Below are 21,012 nucleotides of genomic sequence, written 5' to 3'. Positions count from 1 at the left end.
GCAAAAGCCCGGTTTACTCAGAATTAAAATTGAAAGACTAACCAGAGAGTGAAAGCAAAAAACGTTCAAAGCTCAAAAAGAAACAAAAATGGCTAAGTTGAGCTTACTTTTCGTTTCCTTTTTTTATATTAGAACGTATTTTTGTAACTCGTTTAGATATTCTGGTAGCTTCTCGATTCCTTTTCATATTATTTAACAAAGAAGCATAACTCTTTAAAAGGTCAGCAAAATCAAGACTATTTTCACCCTTGGTTTTTTCCACAACTTTAATTGCTCGCTCATAATAAGGTCTGGCCTTAAGGTATTTATTTTGATTACGGAAAAATTGTGCTAAATTTTTAAGGCGAATACCTACATCTGGATGTTCAGAGCCAAGCGCTTTTTCTGTGATTCCCAGGGCACGGGTATACAGAGATTCGGCTTCGGAAGATCTACCTAAATCTTGATAAACTCCAGCCAGATTGTTAAGGCGAATACCTACATCTGGATGTTCAGGGCCAAGCGCTTTTTCTGTGATTCTCAGGGCACGAATATTGAGAGATTCGGCTTCGGAAGATCTACCTAAATCTTGATAAACTAGAGCCAGATTGTTAAGGCAAGTACCTACAATCGGATGTTCAGGGCCAAGCGCTTTTTCTGTGATTCTCAGGGAACGAATATTGAGAGGTTCGGCTTCAGAAGACCTGCCTAAATCTTGATAAACTACAGCCAGATTGTTAAGGAAAGTACCTACATCTGGATGTTCAGGGCCAAGCGCTTTTTCTGTGATTCCCAGGGCACGGGTGTACAGAGGTTCAGCTTCTGAATATCTGCCTAAATCTCGATAAACTCCAGCCAGATTGCTGAGACTCTCTGCTATATCCGGATCATCTGGATTTAAAACATTTTCTCGGATTTCTAATGCACGCACACACAGTGATTCCGCTTCTGAATACCTAGCCAAAATTGTAAAAAGCTCCGCTAAGTTGTTGAGACTCTCTGCTATGGCTGGATTATCTGGATTTAAAACATTTTCTCGAATTTCTAATGCACGCGCATATAGTGGTTCAGCTTCTGAATACCTAGCCAAATCTTTGTAAAGTTCAGCTAAATTGTTGAAACTCTCAGAAAGGTCAAAATGCTCAGGTTCTAGCACTTTTTTTCGAATTTCCAATGAACTTTTCAAGAACGGTTCGCTTTCCTTGAAACGTGCACGTTTATGCAGGTAACTTCCACTTGCATTTAGCAATTTTGAGGACTCTTCAGTTTCCAGGCCCCATTGTTTGATATATTCTGCACAGGTCAGTGCATGTGGAAGAAGCTTATCACAAAGCTCCCAATTTTTATACTCCACTTCAGGAAATGCACAATTTACAGCTTTAATAACACGTTCAGCCCAGAGATACTGTTCATCATTTTTCATTCCATCTCTAAGAACAGCTTGTACAAGGCGGTGAATATCATAAGTATGGCAACCGGCATCACGGTCAATTAAAGAGTACTGCCAGAGTGGTTTGAGTACTTCATCAAAAACAAGTGGATCGGTATCAACATCACTAAATTCAGCAGAAATTAGTGATCCTAACTTCTCCGCACCTTTGCAAAAGATTTCTGCAGGGATTTTGTGGGGATTTAGAAAAGCGCTTGCAAATAAAATATCCGCTGAAACTTCTGAGTTTTTCTTCACCTCATCGAAGTTCATCAACCAAGTGGTAGATATCGATTCTGGATACTTGCTCTTATCAATAAGAGATTTTTCCAATAACTTCAGGCCACGTTTTTTATAACTTATCAGATAATCTTTGAAGCTGGAGTTATTTGCATATATGTAAGCTCCGGCCTGTTCTAAAGCCAATGGAAGATAACCAAGTTCATGTATCAGTTTCTCAAGTGCTTCGATTTCCTGTTGATCTGGATCAACACGCGCTGTACGCTTTAGCAAGAAGTTCTTAGCTTCGTCAGGGTACATCTCCTCCATTTCAACTAAACTCGTAATCCCCAGTGCATCAAAAACTCGTGCTCTTGAAGTCAAGAGGATATGTCCTTTAGGACTTGGGGGAAGAAAATCCTTTACAAAAGAAGGGTCATCTGCATTGTCGATAATAAGTAACCAGTCCTCATTGGTCCTAAACCAGTTCAATACAGCCGCCACAATAGTGTTCTGGTCTGAGTCATTTTTAACCGGTAAATTCAATGATTTTGCGATACCGACATAATCCGAAATAATCGAATCTGTAGAATCGGCTTTTACCCAGAATATGAATCCATATTCATCACGGTAACGATAGGTATATTCAATCGCAGTTTGTGTTTTGCCAATACCTCCGAGTCCGCATACTGCAACGGGTTGAGATAAAGCAACTGCATTATTTGAAATAAGGGCTTCATGGATTTGTTTTAACTTATCTTCACGACCTGTGAAACGAGGGTTCCTTAAATGTGGAATATTTGAAATTCCCTCGTTAACTTCCTTGATAGTCTGAGGTGGCAAAATTTCTATAGGCTTGGAATCAGAGTTTTTAGCAATAACTTGAATCTGAGAATTAGGAGACAAGTCACTTTCTTGTATCTTTTTGTCCAAAACAGCAGTTATCTCAGGAGGGAACTTTTCAGCACGTTTGTGTGCCACAACGTCTGAATTAGTATCGATTACTAAAGAAATATTCTGTTCAACCAGCGCGTCTAAGACAAGCTGATTTTTGCTTTTAAAATGAGTGATATATTCTTCACGCACAAAGGAGCCATATGATTCAAAGTCTTCAGGATGCAAATGGACTTTAAGGCGAATTTTGTTAGGATCAACAAAATTGACTTTTGTATAGTTGTGTAGCCACCAGTAAACACTATTATCTGGGTATATGGCAAAAATCTTTGCAGTCCCGATATTAACACGTGTATTGCTTATATCAAGTTCATCAGCAAAACGCAAAAGTGCAGCGACCATTTTTTTGCGACTGTTCGGATCAGAGTTAAAAGAGTCAGGACAATCACTTATTGGTAATTTTGAATGGAATTTACACACATCCATTAAATCGTCCACAAGATCATAAGGTAAACTTTTGATCGCAGGAGATAACTCCGGATCATTTCCTTTATACAGGTAGTCAATCCAGGCTGCGGAAAGAAGATGATGATTCTTGCGGATTTCGTTCTGCTCTTCTGAGGAATAGCCATTTGTTGTTTCTGCGGTAAATTCTTTATCGAACTTTGCGTCTAAATCCTCATCCTCGGCCCTTTCCTTTATTGCAGGATACTCGACAACATCGCACTGCATCCCGATGTCATGCAAATAAACGCCTGCGAGAAGCAGGTAAATTTCTTGTTCTGAAAATTCTGCATCAGGATTTACCTGGAGCAACTTTTCTACAAAGTAAGCAATTCTTTCACTGTGCTCAATACCATGGTCCGTGTAATTCTGTACTATTCTTGGTGCGTCATTTGCCCAGATACTTTCCATGACCCCACGAATTGAAGCAAGGCTGTTAGATAACTTAGGATCTGAAATATATTTTTGTAAAATACGGTTTTCTACTTTTGTAAATCCGGGCATGTTATCCCCATATCCGATCTCATTACTTTTATCTTAAATTGAGTGAGATGACTATTTGATAACATCATATTTCAAAATTATGATATAAGTGTTGTTAATTTTGTCAGTTTTTCCTAAAAAAGTGGGCATAAGAAAACTATATCACTTGAATCATTTCCTTATGATGGAAAAAATAATTAAAAATGATTAAAACGGATTAAATTCACGGCATTTTTCCATAAAAGTGATAAATGGCATGTTGGGACTATTTTCTGCTTTTTTTCAAATTAGAGGGCAGTTTCGGGCAGGCGCGCTTCGCGCGAACAAAAACGACGGAAATACGGTATTCCGGCAGCCCCGAAAAAGAGTTTGCAAAGATTAGTTAAAAACGGCCACAGAGAGGATACAAAAGCAGAAAGTAAAAACCAGCCCCAAAAAAGAATACTAAAATCGAGAATAAAAAATCCATCCCTCGTTTTTCAAATCCCGCAGATCTCAATTAATTCCTTCGCCCACTTCAACTTCATCTTCTTAATAGGATTAACCCCGGGATCTTCAAAATCAAATCCCGCAAGCCTGACGCTCGTTGCCCCAAACTCTTTCGCCACAAAGACGCAGCGGTCCCCATCACTGAAGCCGCCGAAGTTGTAGACGCGGTCAAAAGGCTCAGCCTGGGTCGTGGCTATGAAGCGCTTGAAGCGGGACACGTATTTTTCGAGCTTGTCGGTGTTGTCCCCGTGGGCGTGGATGAGGACGAGAGCGCCTTTTTCAGAGGCGAGGATTTCTTTTTCGATGTCTGCTTCGGAATTGCCGTCAAGGTCGGTGCAGATGACTTCGGGTACTCGGCCGAGGTCCATCAGGACGGCGGCGGCTCCGTCGGCTGCGATTATTACAAAAGAGGAAAGGTCTATTTCCGAAAGCTCAGCCCGGAGTTTCGGGGCGTTTCCGCAGACAAGGACGGGTTTTCCGGAAATCGTTGTATTAAGTTCGGAGAGGCTGACAGTGTTTTCTTCTGTCAGCATTTTGGAGAGGAGCCGGGCTGCCTCTTCATCCCCGGTACGGTCGAAGCCGAAATCAGCCAGGATTCGCTCGTAGATCGGTTCCCAGGCGGCAAAGTCCAGATTAATCACTCCTCTCCATTTTCCTTTTTTCCTTGTTATTTTTTTCTGTTAGTTGTTTATTCCTTCAGTCGTCTGATTCCAGGTCCTTTGCGATTCCGATCTTCATGGCAATGCCTTCGACTTCCCAGTCCTTTACGAGGTCTCCGGTGATTTCGTCTTCGTTGGAGAGCTCGAGGATGCTTGCCCGGACTTCTTCTGCGAGAAGTTCACCAAGGGTGTCTACCAGGTCAAGGACCCTGTCGTCATCGATCTGGACCAGGGCTATGATGTTATCGTCAACAATGAGGTCGAGTTCCTTTCTCATGTCCTGGACCCTGCGGATAACTTCCCTTGTGAACCCTTCGGCTTCGAGTTCGGGAGTCAGGTTGGCGTCCACATAGACGAGGCCTGCGTCGGAGTCGGCACTTGCGACACCTTCGGGGAGGGTTTCGTTGAAGTTTGCCATTTCGGGGGTGACGGTCACGACCGAGCCGTCAGCAAGGGTGAGTTCGAACTCGCCGGCTTCGGCAAAGGCTTTCTTGAGGAAAACACCGTCAAGTTCCTTCAGGGCGGGGACTACTTTTCCGGCGTCCTTCTTGAAGACGGGGCCGATCTTGCCAGGGTTGGGGATTACTTCGAGACCCAGTTCGTCCCAGCTTTCGCCAACGGCGGTGAGCACGATGTCCTTGGAGTTTGTCTGGTCCATCAGGACGGATTTGAGCCGTTTGACCGCTGTTGCAGCTTCTTCGCTTTCGGGGCTCAGGATAATCCGGGAAATCGGCCACCTGAGTTTCCTGCCTGCTTTCTGGCGGGCGTTTGAGGCAGCTTCCACAACGTCCCTGACCAGGGCCATGGAAACTTCGAGTTCGGGGTCCCGGAGAGCCTCGTTGACCGTTGGCCAGTCGCACATGTGGACGGACTCGAGGGCAGCGGGGTCCACGTTCCGGCCCAGGTTCTGGTACATCTCTTCAGCCAGGAAGGGCATGAAGGGGGCGATCAGCTTTGTGAGGGTTACGTAGATCTCGTAGAGCACACGGTAGGCGGCAAGTTTGTCCGGGTCGTCGGCTTCGGTCCAGGTCCTGGGCCTGATGAGCTGGATGTACCAGCGGGAAAGGTCTTCCAGGGTGAACTCGAAAATTTCCCTGACAGCTTTATGGAGCAGGTAGCCGCTCATGGCGTCATCCACGGCTTTGATCACGGACTGCAGTCTGGAAAGGATCCATTTGTCCTCTTCCCTGAGGGCGCCTTTTACGGAGTCCAGGGAGACCTGCATGGGGTCGAATTTATCCAGGGCCATGTAGGGCAGGGGGAACCTGAAGACGTTCCAGAGGATGTTGATGGAGCGGTTAACGGTTGCCACTTCTTCCATGTTGAACTTCAGGTCTTCCCAGGGGGCGCTGGTTGAGAGCACGTAAGCCCTGAGGGTGTCGGCTCCGACTTTGTCGATCACTTCCTGGGGGGTGACAACATTTCCGAGACTTTTGGACATCTTCTTTCCGGTGGAGTCCAGGGTGAAACCGTGCATGAGTACGCTCTTGTAAGGAGCTTTTCCAAAGTTCACCATGCTGGCTCCAAGCTGGGAATAGAACCAGCCGCGGGTCTGGTCGTGGCCTTCAGTGATGAAGTCGGCAGGCCACCATTCGTCAAAGTCTTCCCTGCTGTGCGGGAACTTCAGGGTTGCCCAGGAAGCAACTGCAGAGTCAAACCAGACGTCAAAGACGTCTTCAACACGCTTTTTCTCGCCGCCGCATTCACAGGGGATGGTCACTTCGTCCACATAGGGCCGGTGCAGCTCGATTTCCCCCCCTGCGTTGGAGGACCTCTCAATCAGTTCTTCCTTGGTCCCGATGACCTCTATGCTGTTACACTTCGGGCATTTCCAGACCGGAATCGGGACTCCCCAATAGCGCTGCCTGGAGATACACCAGTCCCGTGCGCCTTCCACCCAGGTCCTGAAACGGGCTGAGCCTGCCCAGTCAGGATACCAGTCCACGGCATCGATTTCCTGGAGCATTTTTTCCTTGAGATCGGTAATTTTAAGGAACCACTGTTCTGTTGCCAGGTAGATGATCGGAGTCTTGCAGCGCCAGCAGTGCCCGTACCTGTGGGTGATGGTCTCTTCGGCAAGGAGGCGGTCGCGCTCTTGCAGGTCCTTGATGATCCCGGGGTTTGCCTCCCGGATGTTCTGGCCTGCGTAGCTGCCTGCTTCTTCGGTGTAAGAGCCGTTAGGGCCTACGGGACAGAAAATGGGCAGCTTATTCTTGATCCCCACGGCAAAGTCGTCCATCCCGTGTCCGGGGGCGATGTGCACACAGCCAGTATTTTCTGCAGTTACGTATTCGGCCTCATAGACGTTGTGTTTGAACTCTTTCTGGACAGGCACCAGGTCCCCGAGCGGGCTTTCGTACTCAAGCCCTGCAACGTCTTCCCCGAGCATGGTCTCAAGGATTTCGTAGTCCGTGTACCTGCCCTTCTTGAGCACGTTTTCGATGAGGGGGGTTGCGGCGATCAGGATTTCTTCCTTTCCGTCCTGCCTTACCACCCTAAACTTAGCGTATTCAAAGGAGGGGTGGACAGCAACGGCGATGTTCGAGGGAATGGTCCAGGGGGTTGTGGTCCAGATCACGATGAAGGTGTTTTCCTCCCCCTTGACCTTGAACTTGACATAGATGGAAGGGTCGGTCCTATCCTCATACTCGACCTCGGAGTCTGCAATTGCGGTTTCGCAGCGGGGGCACCAGTTGACCACACGCTTGCCCACATCCAGGAGGTCCTTTTCCTGGGCCTGCTTGAGAGTCCACCAGGCAGCTTCGATGTACTCGTCTTTCAGGGTCATGTAGGGGTCTTCCCACAAGAGCCAGGTCCCGAGGCGCTCGAACTGCTCTGTCATAGCCTCCTTCTGGGTGATGGCGAATTCCTTACACTTCCCGATGAAGTTGCCTACCCCGAAGCTCTCGATGTCCTTCTTGGACTTGAAGCCGAGCAAGCCTTCTACCTTAACCTCAATCGGCAGTCCGTGCATGTCCCAGCCCGGCCGCTCCATGATGTTGCGGTTATTCATGGAATAATAGCGGAGAATGGAGTCCTTGATAATCTTGTTCCAGGCAGTCCCCAGGTGAATGTGCCCTGTGGTGTAGGGCGGGCCGTCTACGAAGAAGAGCTTTTTTCCGGGCTTGCGGTGTTCCCGGGTCTTCCGGTACGCGTCGCTGTCTTCCCAGAATTGCGTTACCTTTTGTTCGATTTGTCCTGCATCATACTTGGCAGTAATTTCTTTTATCATGTGGGGGTCTCCCTGTGAAAGATAAGGTTGATTGATAAAGTTGATTGATAAGGTTGATTGATAAAGTTGATTGATAAGGTTGATTGATAAAGTTGATTGATAAAGTTGATTGATAAAGTTAATCGATAAGGTTAATCGACAAGGTTGATCGATAAGGTTAATCGACAAGGTTAATCGATAAGGTTAATCGATAAGGTTAATTGGTGAAGTAAACCTGCTCCTTTTAGAGCGTAAAAGCATCCTATTCTTTACATGCTTCGGTTATAATTTAGTTTATCAAGTCCGGTTATCAGGTCCGGTCAGTCAGTACATTTTATTCAGTAATTACTGCACTCAATTTAAGCTTTATTATAGAAACATGGAAAAGGAGCCTGTTGCCTCCCCGCAGATGGACCTGAAATGGATATTTCAACGTTTTTTTACCGAACTTCGATGATCCTTTTGGCTGAGGGCCAGGGTATACCGGGGCTCCCATGGCTCAAGAACAGCTAACTTTTTCGTTAAAATTCGCAGTAGCTTTATTGTTGAAGCTCAGACTATCTTTTTTGTGAAATTTGAAGGGTCTCTCCGGAAAAATCCTTGCATTAAAAATTACATACCATATTATTATATTTTAAATAGAATTATTCACTTCAGATATAAATATAGGCAGATTTATGTACTCCGTATAAAGATACTTTGCTACGAGAGCAGGACGCGAGGGTTTGAATGGAAGAAATAATCAAACAACTCGGGAGCCAGGCCACATTAGCAAAAAACATGAGGCTGGCCCTTAGAAAAATTGGCAAAGAGGAAGAGAACCCTTCCAGACGTTTGAGCATCCTGAAAGACGAAGTGAAGAAAATGGACAGGTACCTGGAAAACTGCCTGTTCGACCCTGTTTTTAAGGGCAGGATAAATTCGGAGCTTAAAGCATACAGGGCTGAGATTTCAAGTCTCGAAGCCCTTGTAAAGGCGGATTTCGGACGAAAACTGGCTGAAAACCTGAAGGACCAAGGTTTTTCCCTGGAAGGCCATTACCCGCGGCTCAGGACCTCGATGTACACGTTTGTGGTAAAGCTGGACGCAAATAAGGTAGACATCTACTACGGGCCCGAATTCGAGAGGATTGACACGGTTAAAGCCAGCCCGGACCTGACTGCGGCAAAGCTGCTGGAATGGGACGAAACCATAAGCAGCAGGCAATTCGATGACGACGAGTTCCTGAACAACCTGCTGGAAGCCTACAGGATCTGCCTGCTCCGGGAGAATAAGAATTTTGATGAAGAAATCCCGGTTTCCGAGATCATTTCTGCGTACTCTTTTGTCATTCAGGATAAAAAGTTCAGGGAAAACCCCCTGAAAAAATACTACGGTGAATACAGCCGGATCATGTTCAGCTATGACCTCTCACGCTTGAGAAAGCGGAGGCTTGAAGGTTTCGAACTCAGGCTCATAACGGCAAGGAGAGCGGAAACAAAACGAAAATCAGCTTTCCTCTGGATCCCCCCGCAGTCCGGAAAAGGCCTGGGCGAATCCATATCCCAGGTTAAGTTCAGGGAAGTGAAGTAACACAGAAAGGGAGAGGAAAGATGGGTGATGAAACCGAATTTGAAAATCTCGACAGGACCCTGGCAAAGCGGATCATAAACGAGGTAGGAGGGACCGGACAGCCTCCCCTTTACGGATACCAGTTTTTCACGGCGGGCCTGGACAGGTACATGGAAACGATCGAAGCCGAGTACCTGAAAGACTACATAAAATACGGCGGTAGCTCCTTCAAAATGGTCGTGGGAGCCTACGGAGGGGGTAAGACCCATTTCCTGTACAATGTACTCGGGAGGGCCTGGGAACATAATTACATCACTTCTTACATCGAGCTGAGTGCCAATTCCGTGCCCTTCCACAAGCTGGAAGAGGTGTACAGGGCCATTGTTTCCAATCTGATCTTCCCCCAGGAAACTGCCGCCCTTCTGGATGAACCTGAAAAAGGGATTGAGGCGGTATTGAGAAAGTGGTACAGGGAAACCATTGAGATTTTGCCCCTGGTTCCCCCCTACCGTCCGGGAGAGGAGGTGGAAAATTACCTCCGGGCACTTGGGTCCTTTGAAAGCACAAGTTTCCAGAACGCGGTGAAAAAAGCTTTTACTGCCCTTTACCAGGGAGAGGAAGAACTTTTCGACCTCATTGTGCAGTGGCTGAAAGGAGAAAACCCCTCCTCGAAACTGTTAACCGAGCTCCACATATATGAGAAAATTGACAGGTCAACAGCCTTCAAAATGCTCCGCTGTCTTGTCCAGTTTGTTTTGAAAACCGGGTATTCGGGGCTTATAGTCCTGCTGGACGAAGCCGAACAGACCCCTAGCATGAGCACAAGGGAACGCAGCACCCTCCTCCAGAACCTCAGGGAACTGGTGGATGCCTGCAGCCGGGGTGCCCTGAAAGGGACCATGGTCTTCTATGCCGTGCCTGACGAGAGCTTCCTGGAAGGCAGGACAAATGTCTACGAAGCCCTCAACCAGCGCCTTTCGACCACCTTTGAAGGAGAAATCAACCCCACGGGAGTCAAGATTGACCTTGAAAACCTCTCAAAAGACCCCGTGGACCTCCTGATCGAAATCGGGGCAAAGCTTGCCAGGATCTACGAAATCGCCCACGAAGTGAAATTCGATGAGGCCGAACTGGAAACCACGATCAGGGAAGTTGCTGAAAAAGCCGACCAGGAAAGCTACGGAGAAATCGCATACAACCGCCTCTTTGTCCAGCTGATTGTTCCTTCCTTCCATGCCCTGAAAGCAAACAGTATGGAAAATGCGAAGGGGGCGGAGAAAACCTGATAAAAATTTAAGCCAGGACTTACGCAGTTGAAACAAAAAAACAGTGGGATGAGACTCCAAACTATCTAAATAATTATTTTATTGGTAAGGTCTCATGTGCTTGTTTTTACTTCCCAAGTGCGTAACTTCTATTAAGCATTAAATAAATTTAATATATTATACTCTTTGCTTTTTATTCAAATCCTCGATTTTCAATATTAATTCCCAGTATTAATTCCCAGTATTAATTCCCAGTATTAATTCCCAGTATTAATTCCCAATATTAATTCCCAATATTAATTCCCAATATTAATTCCCAATATTAATTCCCAATATTAATTCCCAATATTAATTCCCAATATTAGTTCCCAGTATTTATTTTCAAATTACTCCCCCAGGTGGTGCCGTGGCCGGAAAAAATTTTTTAGGACTTAGACTCCCTATCTTTGGAAAATTCACTGAAATTTTGAGTAAATTGAGCCGCCGGATTTTTGGAGGCTCTTCAAAAGCAGAAGCCGAAAGGAAAACAAAAGAAACCGGGAAAGCAAAGGAGATACTGAAAAGCAGCAAACCCCCTGAAAAGGCAATTGACACAGTCGAAGCCCTGCCCTTATCCCTGCCTGAGGAGACAAGTCTTCTGTCCTCCGAAGGCCGCAGGGTGGAAAAAATCAGCCCTCCTCCCAGAGCTGCCCTTGACATTAAAACTCTTTCCTCAATCAGTCTTCCGGATTCAATGGAAACCCCGGATCTGGCAAAAACCCCCGATTCGACTAAAACATCTGATCCGACTGAAGTCTCTGATCTTACCAAAATCTCTGATCTGACAAAACCCCCCGCCTTAAAGAAAACACCGGAAGCAGCACAAACCCCGGCAGTCCCCGTAATCTTCGACCTGCTGAAAGTCTCAAATCAACTGGATAAACCCGAACCTGAAGGGGTAAAGGAGCCTGCTGAGGAAAAAGCCGTATTGGAGGTGCTTGCTCCGGTTGAAAGCCCGGCTCCCGTAAAAATGGAGCCGATAGAAATTTCGGATATTTTGAAGGTCCCTGAACTTCCGGAAGTAATGCACAATGGAGAACTGATAAACCAGCTGGAAGTCCCCTCCAATCCGACATCCCCGAATTCCGGAAAAACAGCTGATTTAACGGACTCGCAAGTGACTGCCCCGGAAAAATCTTCGCCTCTTGACGAAATTCTGAATTTGCTGAAAACCCCTGAGCCTTTAGAGGACGAACGGGCTCCAGAAGGTCCAGTTCCGAACGTTTCCTTCTCAGAGGAAGTACCAGAACCTGCGCAAAAGACCGAACCTTCAGCAACTTCAGCTCCTGCAGCAACCTCGGAAGCGGAAATAAATAAGGATTCGACAGGAATCTCTAATTTGCTGGCTACCATAAATTCGATTACTTCGGATGAAAAGCAGAAATACGAACAAATTGATGACACAGAAGAAGATACAGAGAAAGATAAAGAAATAAGTCGTGCTTCTCCCGAAATAACCACGGAACCAGATATTGAACCCGCTGTTTCTGAACCTGTAGAATCCGATTCTGCTGTTTCTGAACCTGTGGAATCCGATTCTGCTGTTTCTGAACTTGTAGAATCCAAGTCTGTTGTTTCTGAACTTGTAGTTTCTGAACCTGTGGAATCCGAATCTACTGTTTCTGAACTTGTAGTATCTGAACCTACAGCACTTGAACCTGCAGAGTCCGAATATGTGGAATCCAAATCTGCTGTTTCTGAACCTGTAGAATCCGAGTCTGCTGTTTCTGAACTTGTAGTATCTGAACCTGTGGAATCCGAATCTGCTGTTTCTGAACTTGTAGTATCTGAACCTGTGGAATCCGAATCTGCTGTTTCTGAACTTGTAGTATCTGAACCCACAGCAATTGAACCTGTAGAGTCCGAACATGTGGCATCCAAATCTACTGTTTCTGCAACTCCTGTGACTTCTGCTGGAATAGGCACTGAAACACTTCTAAAATCAATTGCTGAACTTACCGGAGAGGTAAACGAACTTCCAGAACTCGAATCTTCTGAACTCGAATCTTCTGAACTCGAATCTTCTGAACTCGAATCTTCTGAACTCGAATCTTCTGAACTCGAATCTTCTGAACTCGAATCTCCTGAAATTGAATCTCCTGAACTCGAATCTTCGGAAATTGAATCTCCTGAAATTGAATCTCCTGAAATTGAATCTCCTGAAATTGAATCTCCTGAAATTGAATCTCCTGAAATTGAATCTCTTGAACTCGAATCTTCGGAAATTGAATCTCCTGAAATTGAATCTCCTGAAATTGAATCTCCTGAAATTGAATCTCCTGAAATTGAATCTCCTGAAATTGAATCTCCTGAAATTGAATCTCTTGAACTCGAATCTTCGGAAATTGAATCTTCTGAACTCGAATCTTCGGAAATTGAATCTCCTGAAATCGTATCTTCGGAAATTGAACAAAATGCTGCCGAGCTTAAAGCGGAAGTCCCGGGTCCCGGGAATGGAAACGCTCCCGGAGAGGATGTCAAACCGAGAATTGCAGCCCGCAGGATAATTGAGGCACTAAGGCTTGGAGGTGTACCTCTTTCCTGTGTTGAAAAGTATTCAGTGGGCAGGGAGAAAGAATTCCTTGAAGCCTGTAGCTGGCTCGATTCAGGAAGAGGAGCCCTGCAGGTCATAGGGGAATACGGAAGTGGAAAGACTCATTTCCTTGAGATGCTCTCGGAAACGGCGCTCAGGCAAAACTGGGGGGTTGCAAGGATCGAAATCGATGCCCAGGAGACTCCGTTCCACAAACCGCACCAGCTGTATGAAAGTTTTGTAAACAATTTCTGTTTCAGGGAAAACGGGGCTTTGGGAGATTTCAGGGCATTCCTTACCCTCCTGAACGAAAGTGAAAGTCCTGAGGTAGAAAAGATCCGTAGCCATCCCTACCTTGGCAAAATGCAGGAGGCCTGGCAGGAAGGGAAGGACCGGGAGTGGCTTTTCGAATGGATCGAAGGTAGGAGGGAAGGGCCTGCAGGTTTCCCGGTCCTCCAGAAACACCAGACTGCGGCAAACCTTTACGCCAACCTGCTCAACGGCTTAAGCTGGGCTGCAAAGCACATCCTGGGGCTGGAAGGGGTCCTCATCCTTTTCGACGAAGCCGAGACTGTTGACCCTTACTGGTATACGAATTACCAGTTCGACAAGGCCCTTAACACCCTCAGGGGGCTTGTCCTGCTAAGCAATTCAGACGAGTCCCTGATAGACGACACCCCGGACGCTGACAACCTGGGGAAGAAAAGCGGCCTGATCTACAGCAAAATGACACAGCAGCCTATCCCTTACCTCTGGGAGAGGGAATCGGACCTGAAACTTATCTTTTCATTCGTGCCCGAAATGCTTGAATCCATGGAACAATTTTCAAAAATATCCTCCCTCTTTGGTTCCATGGGCCGGATAGAACTTGAAACCCTGGACGAACCTTCTCTGCAAACCCTGCTAGGGAACATAGAAAAAATCTACTCCGAAGCCTACGGTTATTCGTCTGAAAAAAACCTTTACTCCTATCTCCCGCTTGACAGGCCCCGAAGCTTTGTCAAGGCTGCGGTGGAAGGGCTGGACCTCATGCGCTACCATCCGGACAGCGGTTCCGATGAAAGATTCAAATGAATCTGAAATGCAAAAGGTCAGACGGAATAAAATTAGATGGAGAAAATCAGACCTAAAAAGCCCAGATGAAAAAGCCAGACCTGAAAGGAAGGCAAAAAAAGCCCTATAAATAATTCCGGAAGCCCTGAGTATGAGTGAGAAAGAAGGAAATGAGCGAACAGTATACGAAGGAAGGGTAAAAACAGGGGATGAAAACCAGGATATAAAACGGCTCCTGAAAAGGACCTGGTACATCTTTTTTAGCCGGTCTGCGCCCTTATCTCCTGTCCGGAAAATGGTTATTAGGACCGTGTTTGAGGGAAAAAATGCGGTCATCGCGGCTCCGGAAAAAGAGGGGATTTCCGAAGCTGTGCTTGCTCCGTTGTGCGAAACTGTCCTCGAAGAAAAGAGAAAAGGGCTGGCTGTGCTTTACCTCACCCCTACCCGGGCGCGGGCAAATGAAATATTTGGCCGGCTCCGTGAACAGCTTGCCAGGCCTGGCCTGAGGGTATCTAAAAAAACAGCGTATAGGGTCTTTATAAATGCGGATAACCCCCCTGACTTCCTGATAACGACCCCCGAAGCCCTGGACTCCCTGCTCTGCAGGTATCCGGAAGGGCTGGAGAGGGTACGGGCTGTGGTCCTTGATGGGGTCCACGGTATCGACGGGGGATACCGGGGAGACCAGGTCCGCCTCCTCCTGGAACGCTTAAGGGAAATTGCAGGAAAGTTTTCCGTCTACGCCCTCTCAACCCCTGTCGGAAACGCGGTACAGGTCGGGGAACGGTACATGGACGATTTCCAGGTAATCCGGGTGGAAGAAGAGAGGGAGATAAAGGAGACTTATGCAGCTTCATTCGAGGAGATCTTCGAGCTTGCCGGGAAGGAATACATAAAAAAAATCCTTGTTTTTTGCGGCAGCAGGGAGAAAAGCGAAGAAGTCGAGACCCTGCTGAAGAAGTTCCGGGATCCTTTGACAGCAGCCGCCCATCTGGCCGTCCTCCATGAAGGACTTTCAGGGTCCGAAAAAGAAGAAGTGGAGAACTTTTTCAAAAATGCCGAAAGAGCCGTCTGCATTTCATCAGTTGCTCATGATGCCGGAATCAGTGTTGGAGATATTGATGCCGTGGTCTTTGCCGGGATTCCGGGGAACCTTCATTCATTTGCCCGGGGCTTTGAATGCGCCGGGAAAACAACAGGGTTTGCGAGGGTCTTTTTCCTCTGCGACAGCAAATCAATGCCCTTATTCGAACTTCTTTTGGACCATGCAAAAGAAAACTTCCCTGGAAATAAAGTGTATGTCCCGGACCTTTCCGTTGCAGTCCAGCAAATTTTTTCCGTCCTGTTCTCAAACCCCTGGGGCGTGGATGAAGACTACCTGTACAGGCTATTCAACAATTTCTGTGCCTACGAAGACCTGAAAAGCATCATAGAAGAACTGCTTGCTTCAGGGCTGATAAGCTCCAGAAACCGGAAAATTTACGCCTCGGAGTTCATCATGAACCAGGGCGAGGAGGGTACGCTCCATTCCAATATTCCTCTCGAAAGGTTTGTGGAAGTCGTGAACTCCCGGACAAACAAAAAAATAGGGGAAGCCCGGCTTTCCCCAGGCTGCATTAGAGCCTGCCAGAGCTTTTCTCTTGCAGGGAAGTCCTGGGAGATCTTTAAGCTTGAAGAAGAAAGCGTCTACGTTAAAAAATCGACAGTAAAGGCTGTATTTAATAGCTTGAAATGCGCAGCCGGGCTCGGAGCTTTTTTTGAGTATTTGCCTGATAAAATCCAGGAAGCTGAAATCGAAAAAAGGAAAGGAGTTTGAAAGAAGAAGTTTAACGGGGGGCAGCATGCATTTTAATTGATTTCGGGATTAATACCCTGTCAATTACATGGATGACACCATTAGAACACTCGATATCCGGCTGGGTTACCTGTGCATCTCCAATCTGGACTCCCTGGGTGATATCGATCTTGAGTTCCTCGCCCTGCAGGGTCTGTACAGACTGCATTTTCACGATATCCCGGGACATGACCTGCCCTGAAGCCACATGGAAGAGCAAGACCTGTCTCAGGCTTTCTTGATCTTTTAAAAGAATGTCCAGGGCTCCCCCGGGAAGTTTTGAAAAAGCCTCGTCATCCGGGGCACAGACCGTAAAAGGTCCCTCCTCGCTCAGAGTTTTGACCAGGTCTGCAGCCTCTACAGCCTGGACAAGAGTCTTGAATACTCCTGCGTCAATAGCAGTTTCCACTATATTTCTCATGTTTCCCACTCCCTCGTTTAATTCCATTCTTTTCGGATTCACGGTTATTGAGTACCTATGCTTTTTGCATCTATGTTCTTTATTTCAGGATTTTCCAAATGGCGGCAATACTTTCGATATCGATATGTGTGTAGCCCTCTTCTTTTATATTCCATTTGAGGCTCAGTACCCCGTCCTTACATTCGGCAGCAATTCCACGATACGTGTTTCTCCCACAAACGTCAATTTCAACTTCCTTTCCCAAATAGTACTTTTCTATGAATTCCTGTTTCATGTTCCAACTCCCCCTATGATCAATTCTGTTTAAAACCGGTGTTTTCATATTATCAATTGTATTTTAATAGCCATATACATTGTGAAAACAAAGGTTCTGAATATTGATACGGGAAAAAAGCACAGAAAAGAAAAAATTGAAGAGAAATTAAAAAATTTAAAATCCCGTGATTTCCGGTTCGGAACGGGAAAAACCGTTAAAAATCGGAATTTCCGATTCGGTATACCAGGCTTCAAGGAAACTCAGCATATGGTACTTGGTGAAAACGCCAAAGGGCACGCCCAGGAAAAGCATTGCCACAAAGATCACCAGCAGTTCAAGCAGGACAAAGGGGATCAGAAGCACCCAGAGCATGGTTCCCGACACCAGGGCCGAGAAGAGGAAATACAGGACTCCGTCGACAATCAGGAATACCAGCCCGAACGCCAGAAAGAGAATTAAAGAAAGAATTACGACAAAGATTGTGATTCCGATCATGAGGAAAAACCTGACTACCCAGTAAACCAGTAGCTCTTTCCAGCTTTTCCTGATATTTCCAAAGGCAAGCCCGAAAGCCGAGAGAATCCCTGTTTCCCGATAGATGGAGAGAGGAATTGCAAAGTTAAGGAAAGAATTGATAAACGATCCCAGGATCGCAAGCCCCGTAATCACGGCAAAAAGCCAGATAAATCCACCTACCAGGGCAGGCCAGGAAAAATCCGAGGTATTTTCAAGCAGTTTGGAGACTAAGGGGAGTGCAGCAATCCCAATGAGCAGCAGGAAAACAAGCCCGATACCGAACCTTATGAGCAGGAGATTGAACCCTTTGCCAAGGAATTTTCTGGAATAAGCCCAGAAGAGTACCTCGTTTTTTACCAGAGACTCCACAAAAACGAACTCCATGACACTGGAGATGTAGGAAAAAACAAGAACCAGCAAGAAGACCAGCACTATTCCTGCAATAATAATCCCGGAAACTTCGGCAATCTGCCCGGGGTCGATCTCCGGGAAAATATCTTCGAATTCGTCGGGACTCGCCTGGTAGTTGTTCCCCGAGCCTCCGTAATTGCCCCCAAAATTGGAGCCTGCGCCGCCTATTAAAAATATGATGAGCGCAAGTTTCGCCCATTTCCAGAAGTCAAAAGGTTCAAAAAGAGCTTTCCTCGTCCGGGAAAAAGCCCTGTCAACCGCATCTATGCCGTACCATCCCATGATACAGAATCAATTTTAAGGAATAAGTACGTATCAGTTAAATTTAATTTTGATAGATTGAAGGGGCTTCACATTTTTTTTATCATACCGATATGCTCGATATCCGATTCCATGAAAGTTTCCCCGTAAGCCACAAAGCCCAACTTTTCGTAAAAACCCGCAGCATAGGTCTGGGCATGGACATGGACCTCTCCTGCCTGCAGCTCGACGGCTCTTTCAAGCAGCTTTTCCACAACCAGTTTGCCGACCTGCTTTCCCCTGTATTCTTTCAGGACGGCGATACGCCCTATCAACCACACCTCACAGTCCTTAAAAATTCTTCCGGTAGCCACAGGTTTCGAATTTTCGTATACGACAACATGCCAGGAAACGGCATCTGCGGCATCCATCTCCTCTTCTTCCGGAACATTCTGCTCTTTCATGAAGACCTCCTGGCGGACATAATAGGGGTCCTCAAGATCCAGGTTTCCCCGGATCCATTTTATCTCAAAAGAGTGCTCTTGCTTCAGATCCATATGTGAAAATTCCATATTATTTAATTTCAAATTCATGTCCTGGATATCTTCAGGAAGTAAATTTCGATAATACGGGTCCTCTTACTTAGTGACTTACCGAATAACTTACTAATTGCCCCAACTGCAATTAATTTTTGGAATTGCTTAAATACGGAGGGAACGTAATTACCTGGTAAAAATATGTTTGAATAGCTGGTAGAAAATTTACTTCAGTGAAGTAAAGGAAAAAACTGACTGCAAGCAAAAATACTTAACGGGCCCGCCGCGATTCGAACACGAGTCAATGGGTATCTTCGTAAAAGACTTTACACCTCGTAAAAGACTTTACTTCGAAGCCCATTAGGATATCCTGGCTACCCTACGAGCCCGCAATGTAGCAGTAGTGATAGGAACTACCCATATTAAAGTTTTCTCTTGAAATGAAAGAATGCCCGGGCAGGAGAGAAACGTTTACTTTAACCTCTCAACTGGAGAAAACCGAATTTTCTGCCTCCCGCAGTCAAAAAATGGCCGGACAATATAATGTAAAATGCAAAGTGGCATATGGTTTGGCTAGTGGACATTAATCTTTTACGATTAAACAATAACGATTAAACAATATTTATATGATTGATATAACATTACCTACATCAACAATATTAAATATGAAGATCATTTTTACTTTTAATTAATAGAGTATTCCTAAAATCTTAAACTCAGTTTTAGCGGGATACAACTACATACAGAAAGACTTCCGATTCGATCCGGTGCAAAAGCCGGACAGAGGCCGGGGGCCCAGAAGCATAAAGGGTCAGGGTGAAAATGGAAAGGTTTTCAACGGGTATAGATGAACTGGATAAGAAGCTGAGCGGGGGCTATCCCGGGGAGAAGGTTATCCTTATAACAGGGGTAGCCGGTTCCGGGAAAACCATCTTCGGAATCCATTTTCTTTACAGGTCCTGCCTTGAAGGCAAGAAGTGTATGATGATAGCAACGGAGGAAACTCCCGAAGATATTCTCTACCAGGCAAGCCTGCTGGGCCACGATCTCAAGCCTTACTACGAAAGCGGGCAGCTTATCATCGAACGGATCTTCGAAAACCGCTCGGAAAGAATAGGGCAGACCAGGGTCGGATTCAAGCCCGAAAGTTTTGAAATCGAACTTCCCAATCTCGTAGAACTTGTACCCGAAGACACGGAATGCCTTGTTATTGATAATGTCGGGGTGTTCGCCCTCCGGATTTCCACGAGAAAATTGCGGGACCAGCTAGACGGGATGAACTACCTTCTTAGAAAAAAAAGATGCACAACCCTTTTGATTATGGACGAAGCCGCATACAACATGAGCCAGCAACTGGCGGAGTACACGGCATACGGCTCAATCCGGCTTCTTGTAAAAGAAAACGCGTACCTTGGAAAAATGGAGCGCTACCTGAATATTTCCAAAATGCGCAGCACCCCTATTTCTCCTGACATGTCGGTCTTTGAAATTACACCCGAGGGGATCAAAATACGGGAATCCGGAGGGACAGAACTTGTCGATTGAAGAAAAAACGCCCAAAATCCTGATTGTCGATGACGAAGAGATCAATGTAGAACTGATGGAAGCTTACCTTTTATCGGAACCCTACACAACGATTACCGCTTACGGCGGAAAAGAGGCTCTTCGGAAGGTCAGGGAAGAAAAACCTGACATGGTCCTCCTGGACGTCATGATGCCCGAAGTGGACGGCTATGAGGTCTGCAGGCTCCTTAAGGCTGACAGTGAAACCCAGTTCACCCCGGTCCTGATGCTTACGGCCCTCTCGGAGCTCGAGCACCGTATAAGGGGGATCGATGTGGGAGCTGACGATTTTCTTACGAAGCCCATAAACAAGCTTGAACTCACTACAAGAGTTAAGTCCCTGCTCAGGGTAAAAGACCTCCACGACAAACTGGCGGCCGAACGCGACAGCCTCGAGGTTAAAAACAGGATTCAGAGCATCCTGACCGAAATCATTCCCACTCTTCTTCAGGCAATCTCTTACGAAGAGAAAAAGATAATGATCAACCAGATGACCGGCATGGTCCAGAAAACCCTGATCGATATGTACTCCTTTGACCTGGAAGACCTGGACCTTGCCTACACAGGGAAAATCTGTGAAGATATTATGAACCAGCTCGGAGGGGATTTCAGTTCGAAAACAGACGATGAAGGAACCGCCTGCATAATTGAAGGGATAGCCTGTCCCTGGGGTAAAGAACAGGCGCGCAGAAACCCGATTCTCTGTACCCTCACAAGAAAGATCTTCTCAAATGTTGCCTCGAAAATGCCCGGCAGATGGGGAGTCGAAGTGTATAAAACCATTGGAAACCGAAATGAATGCTGTTATTTCAGGATAAAGGAAATCTGATATAAAAGCGGCCGATAAACCGATAACGGTTCAAACAAAACAGAAATAAGTACAGCCTGAAATACTATTTTCACATCTTTTTTTATTCCTTTTGAGAA

Annotated in this window: 14 protein-coding genes and 1 tRNA gene; 6 read left to right on the top strand and 9 right to left on the bottom strand. The window is 46.2% G+C overall.

Annotated features, from left to right (window positions below; translation table 11 throughout):
* Positions 1–103: 103 nt before the first annotated feature.
* The 3 genes from MSMTP_RS18020 to ileS all read right to left on the bottom strand — a co-directional run bounded on the left by MSMTP_RS18020 (position 104) and on the right by ileS (position 7,888).
* Positions 104–3,529, bottom strand: coding sequence for a tetratricopeptide repeat protein (locus MSMTP_RS18020; RefSeq protein ID WP_052718369.1), 3,426 nt, complete (start codon positions 3,527–3,529; stop codon positions 104–106).
* A gap of 458 nt (positions 3,530–3,987) precedes the next feature.
* Positions 3,988–4,629, bottom strand: coding sequence for a 6-hydroxymethylpterin diphosphokinase MptE-like protein (locus MSMTP_RS10290; RefSeq protein WP_048183333.1), 642 nt, complete (start codon positions 4,627–4,629; stop codon positions 3,988–3,990).
* Between the two features lie 64 nt (positions 4,630–4,693).
* The gene (gene ileS / locus MSMTP_RS10285) at positions 4,694–7,888 is read right to left on the bottom strand and encodes an isoleucine--tRNA ligase (protein WP_048179005.1); all 3,195 of its coding nucleotides are present in this window, start codon (positions 7,886–7,888) and stop codon (positions 4,694–4,696) included.
* A 708-nt stretch (positions 7,889–8,596) separates the two neighbouring features.
* Between ileS and MSMTP_RS10280 the strand changes: the two genes are divergently transcribed.
* Positions 8,597–9,439, top strand: coding sequence for a hypothetical protein (locus MSMTP_RS10280; protein ID WP_048179003.1), 843 nt, complete (start codon positions 8,597–8,599; stop codon positions 9,437–9,439).
* A gap of 20 nt (positions 9,440–9,459) precedes the next feature.
* On the top strand, positions 9,460–10,704 hold the full coding sequence (locus tag MSMTP_RS10275) for a BREX system ATP-binding domain-containing protein (protein ID WP_048179000.1): 1,245 nt from the start codon (positions 9,460–9,462) through the stop codon (positions 10,702–10,704).
* Positions 10,705–12,677: 1,973 nt separating this feature from the next.
* Here MSMTP_RS10275 and MSMTP_RS20385 read toward each other — a convergent pair.
* Positions 12,678–13,088: a pentapeptide repeat-containing protein gene (locus tag MSMTP_RS20385; RefSeq protein ID WP_369799638.1), complete on the bottom strand. Its 411-nt coding sequence runs from the start codon at positions 13,086–13,088 to the stop codon at positions 12,678–12,680.
* Between MSMTP_RS20385 and MSMTP_RS20380 the strand changes: the two genes are divergently transcribed.
* Entirely contained in the window at positions 12,977–14,329 is a 1,353-nt protein-coding gene (locus MSMTP_RS20380) for a BREX system ATP-binding domain-containing protein (RefSeq protein WP_369799637.1), read from the top strand. The genes MSMTP_RS20385 and MSMTP_RS20380 overlap by 112 nt on opposite strands.
* A gap of 130 nt (positions 14,330–14,459) precedes the next feature.
* Positions 14,460–16,124, top strand: a complete 1,665-nt coding sequence (locus MSMTP_RS10265) for a DEAD/DEAH box helicase (protein ID WP_048178996.1) — start codon at positions 14,460–14,462, stop codon at positions 16,122–16,124.
* Between the two features lie 10 nt (positions 16,125–16,134).
* Here MSMTP_RS10265 and MSMTP_RS10260 read toward each other — a convergent pair whose 3' ends face one another.
* The 5 genes from MSMTP_RS10260 to MSMTP_RS10240 form a co-directional block, all read right to left on the bottom strand.
* Positions 16,135–16,563 (bottom strand): fasciclin domain-containing protein, encoded by a 429-nt coding sequence (locus tag MSMTP_RS10260; RefSeq protein ID WP_048183330.1) that lies wholly within the window; start codon positions 16,561–16,563, stop codon positions 16,135–16,137.
* Between the two features lie 79 nt (positions 16,564–16,642).
* A complete protein-coding gene (locus tag MSMTP_RS10255) occupies positions 16,643–16,837 on the bottom strand; it encodes an MM0924 family protein (protein WP_048178994.1) in 195 nt (64 codons plus the stop codon).
* A 156-nt stretch (positions 16,838–16,993) separates the two neighbouring features.
* Positions 16,994–18,028: a hypothetical protein gene (locus MSMTP_RS10250; protein WP_048178992.1), complete on the bottom strand. Its 1,035-nt coding sequence runs from the start codon at positions 18,026–18,028 to the stop codon at positions 16,994–16,996.
* A 68-nt stretch (positions 18,029–18,096) separates the two neighbouring features.
* Positions 18,097–18,543 carry a GNAT family N-acetyltransferase gene (locus MSMTP_RS10245; RefSeq protein WP_048178990.1) on the bottom strand — a complete coding sequence of 149 codons (447 nt, stop codon included), beginning with the start codon at positions 18,541–18,543 and terminating at the stop codon, positions 18,097–18,099.
* A gap of 254 nt (positions 18,544–18,797) precedes the next feature.
* Positions 18,798–18,911, bottom strand: a tRNA-Arg gene (locus MSMTP_RS10240).
* A 433-nt stretch (positions 18,912–19,344) separates the two neighbouring features.
* Here MSMTP_RS10240 and MSMTP_RS10235 point away from each other — a divergent pair.
* Both MSMTP_RS10235 and MSMTP_RS10230 read left to right on the top strand, forming a co-directional pair.
* On the top strand, positions 19,345–20,067 hold the full coding sequence (locus MSMTP_RS10235) for an ATPase domain-containing protein (protein ID WP_048178989.1): 723 nt from the start codon (positions 19,345–19,347) through the stop codon (positions 20,065–20,067).
* Positions 20,057–20,914, top strand: a complete 858-nt coding sequence (locus MSMTP_RS10230; RefSeq protein ID WP_052718368.1) for a response regulator — start codon at positions 20,057–20,059, stop codon at positions 20,912–20,914. Before MSMTP_RS10235 ends, MSMTP_RS10230 begins: the two co-directional genes overlap by 11 nt.
* Positions 20,915–21,012 lie beyond the last annotated feature (98 nt).

It is taken from the genome of Methanosarcina sp. MTP4 (assembly GCF_000970045.1).
GTDB lineage: Archaea > Halobacteriota > Methanosarcinia > Methanosarcinales > Methanosarcinaceae > MTP4.
The sequence above is the reverse complement of the archived record's forward strand: the minus strand, read 5'-3'. Positions and strand labels throughout refer to the sequence as shown.

Bases quoted from the DNA above. Each gene is read 5' to 3' on its own strand.
- MSMTP_RS18020 (WP_052718369.1), bottom strand. From the start codon at position 3,529: ATGCCCGGATTTACAAAAGTAGAAAACCGTATTTTACAAAAATATATT.
- ileS (WP_048179005.1), bottom strand. From the start codon at position 7,888: ATGATAAAAGAAATTACTGCCAAGTATGATGCAGGACAAATCGAACAA.
- MSMTP_RS10280 (WP_048179003.1), top strand. From the start codon at position 8,597: ATGGAAGAAATAATCAAACAACTCGGGAGCCAGGCCACATTAGCAAAA.
- MSMTP_RS10275 (WP_048179000.1), top strand. From the start codon at position 9,460: ATGGGTGATGAAACCGAATTTGAAAATCTCGACAGGACCCTGGCAAAG.
- MSMTP_RS10265 (WP_048178996.1), top strand. From the start codon at position 14,460: ATGAGTGAGAAAGAAGGAAATGAGCGAACAGTATACGAAGGAAGGGTA.
- MSMTP_RS10260 (WP_048183330.1), bottom strand. From the start codon at position 16,563: ATGAGAAATATAGTGGAAACTGCTATTGACGCAGGAGTATTCAAGACT.
- MSMTP_RS10255 (WP_048178994.1), bottom strand. From the start codon at position 16,837: ATGAAACAGGAATTCATAGAAAAGTACTATTTGGGAAAGGAAGTTGAA.
- MSMTP_RS10250 (WP_048178992.1), bottom strand. From the start codon at position 18,028: ATGGGATGGTACGGCATAGATGCGGTTGACAGGGCTTTTTCCCGGACG.
- MSMTP_RS10245 (WP_048178990.1), bottom strand. From the start codon at position 18,543: ATGGATCTGAAGCAAGAGCACTCTTTTGAGATAAAATGGATCCGGGGA.
- MSMTP_RS10235 (WP_048178989.1), top strand. From the start codon at position 19,345: ATGGAAAGGTTTTCAACGGGTATAGATGAACTGGATAAGAAGCTGAGC.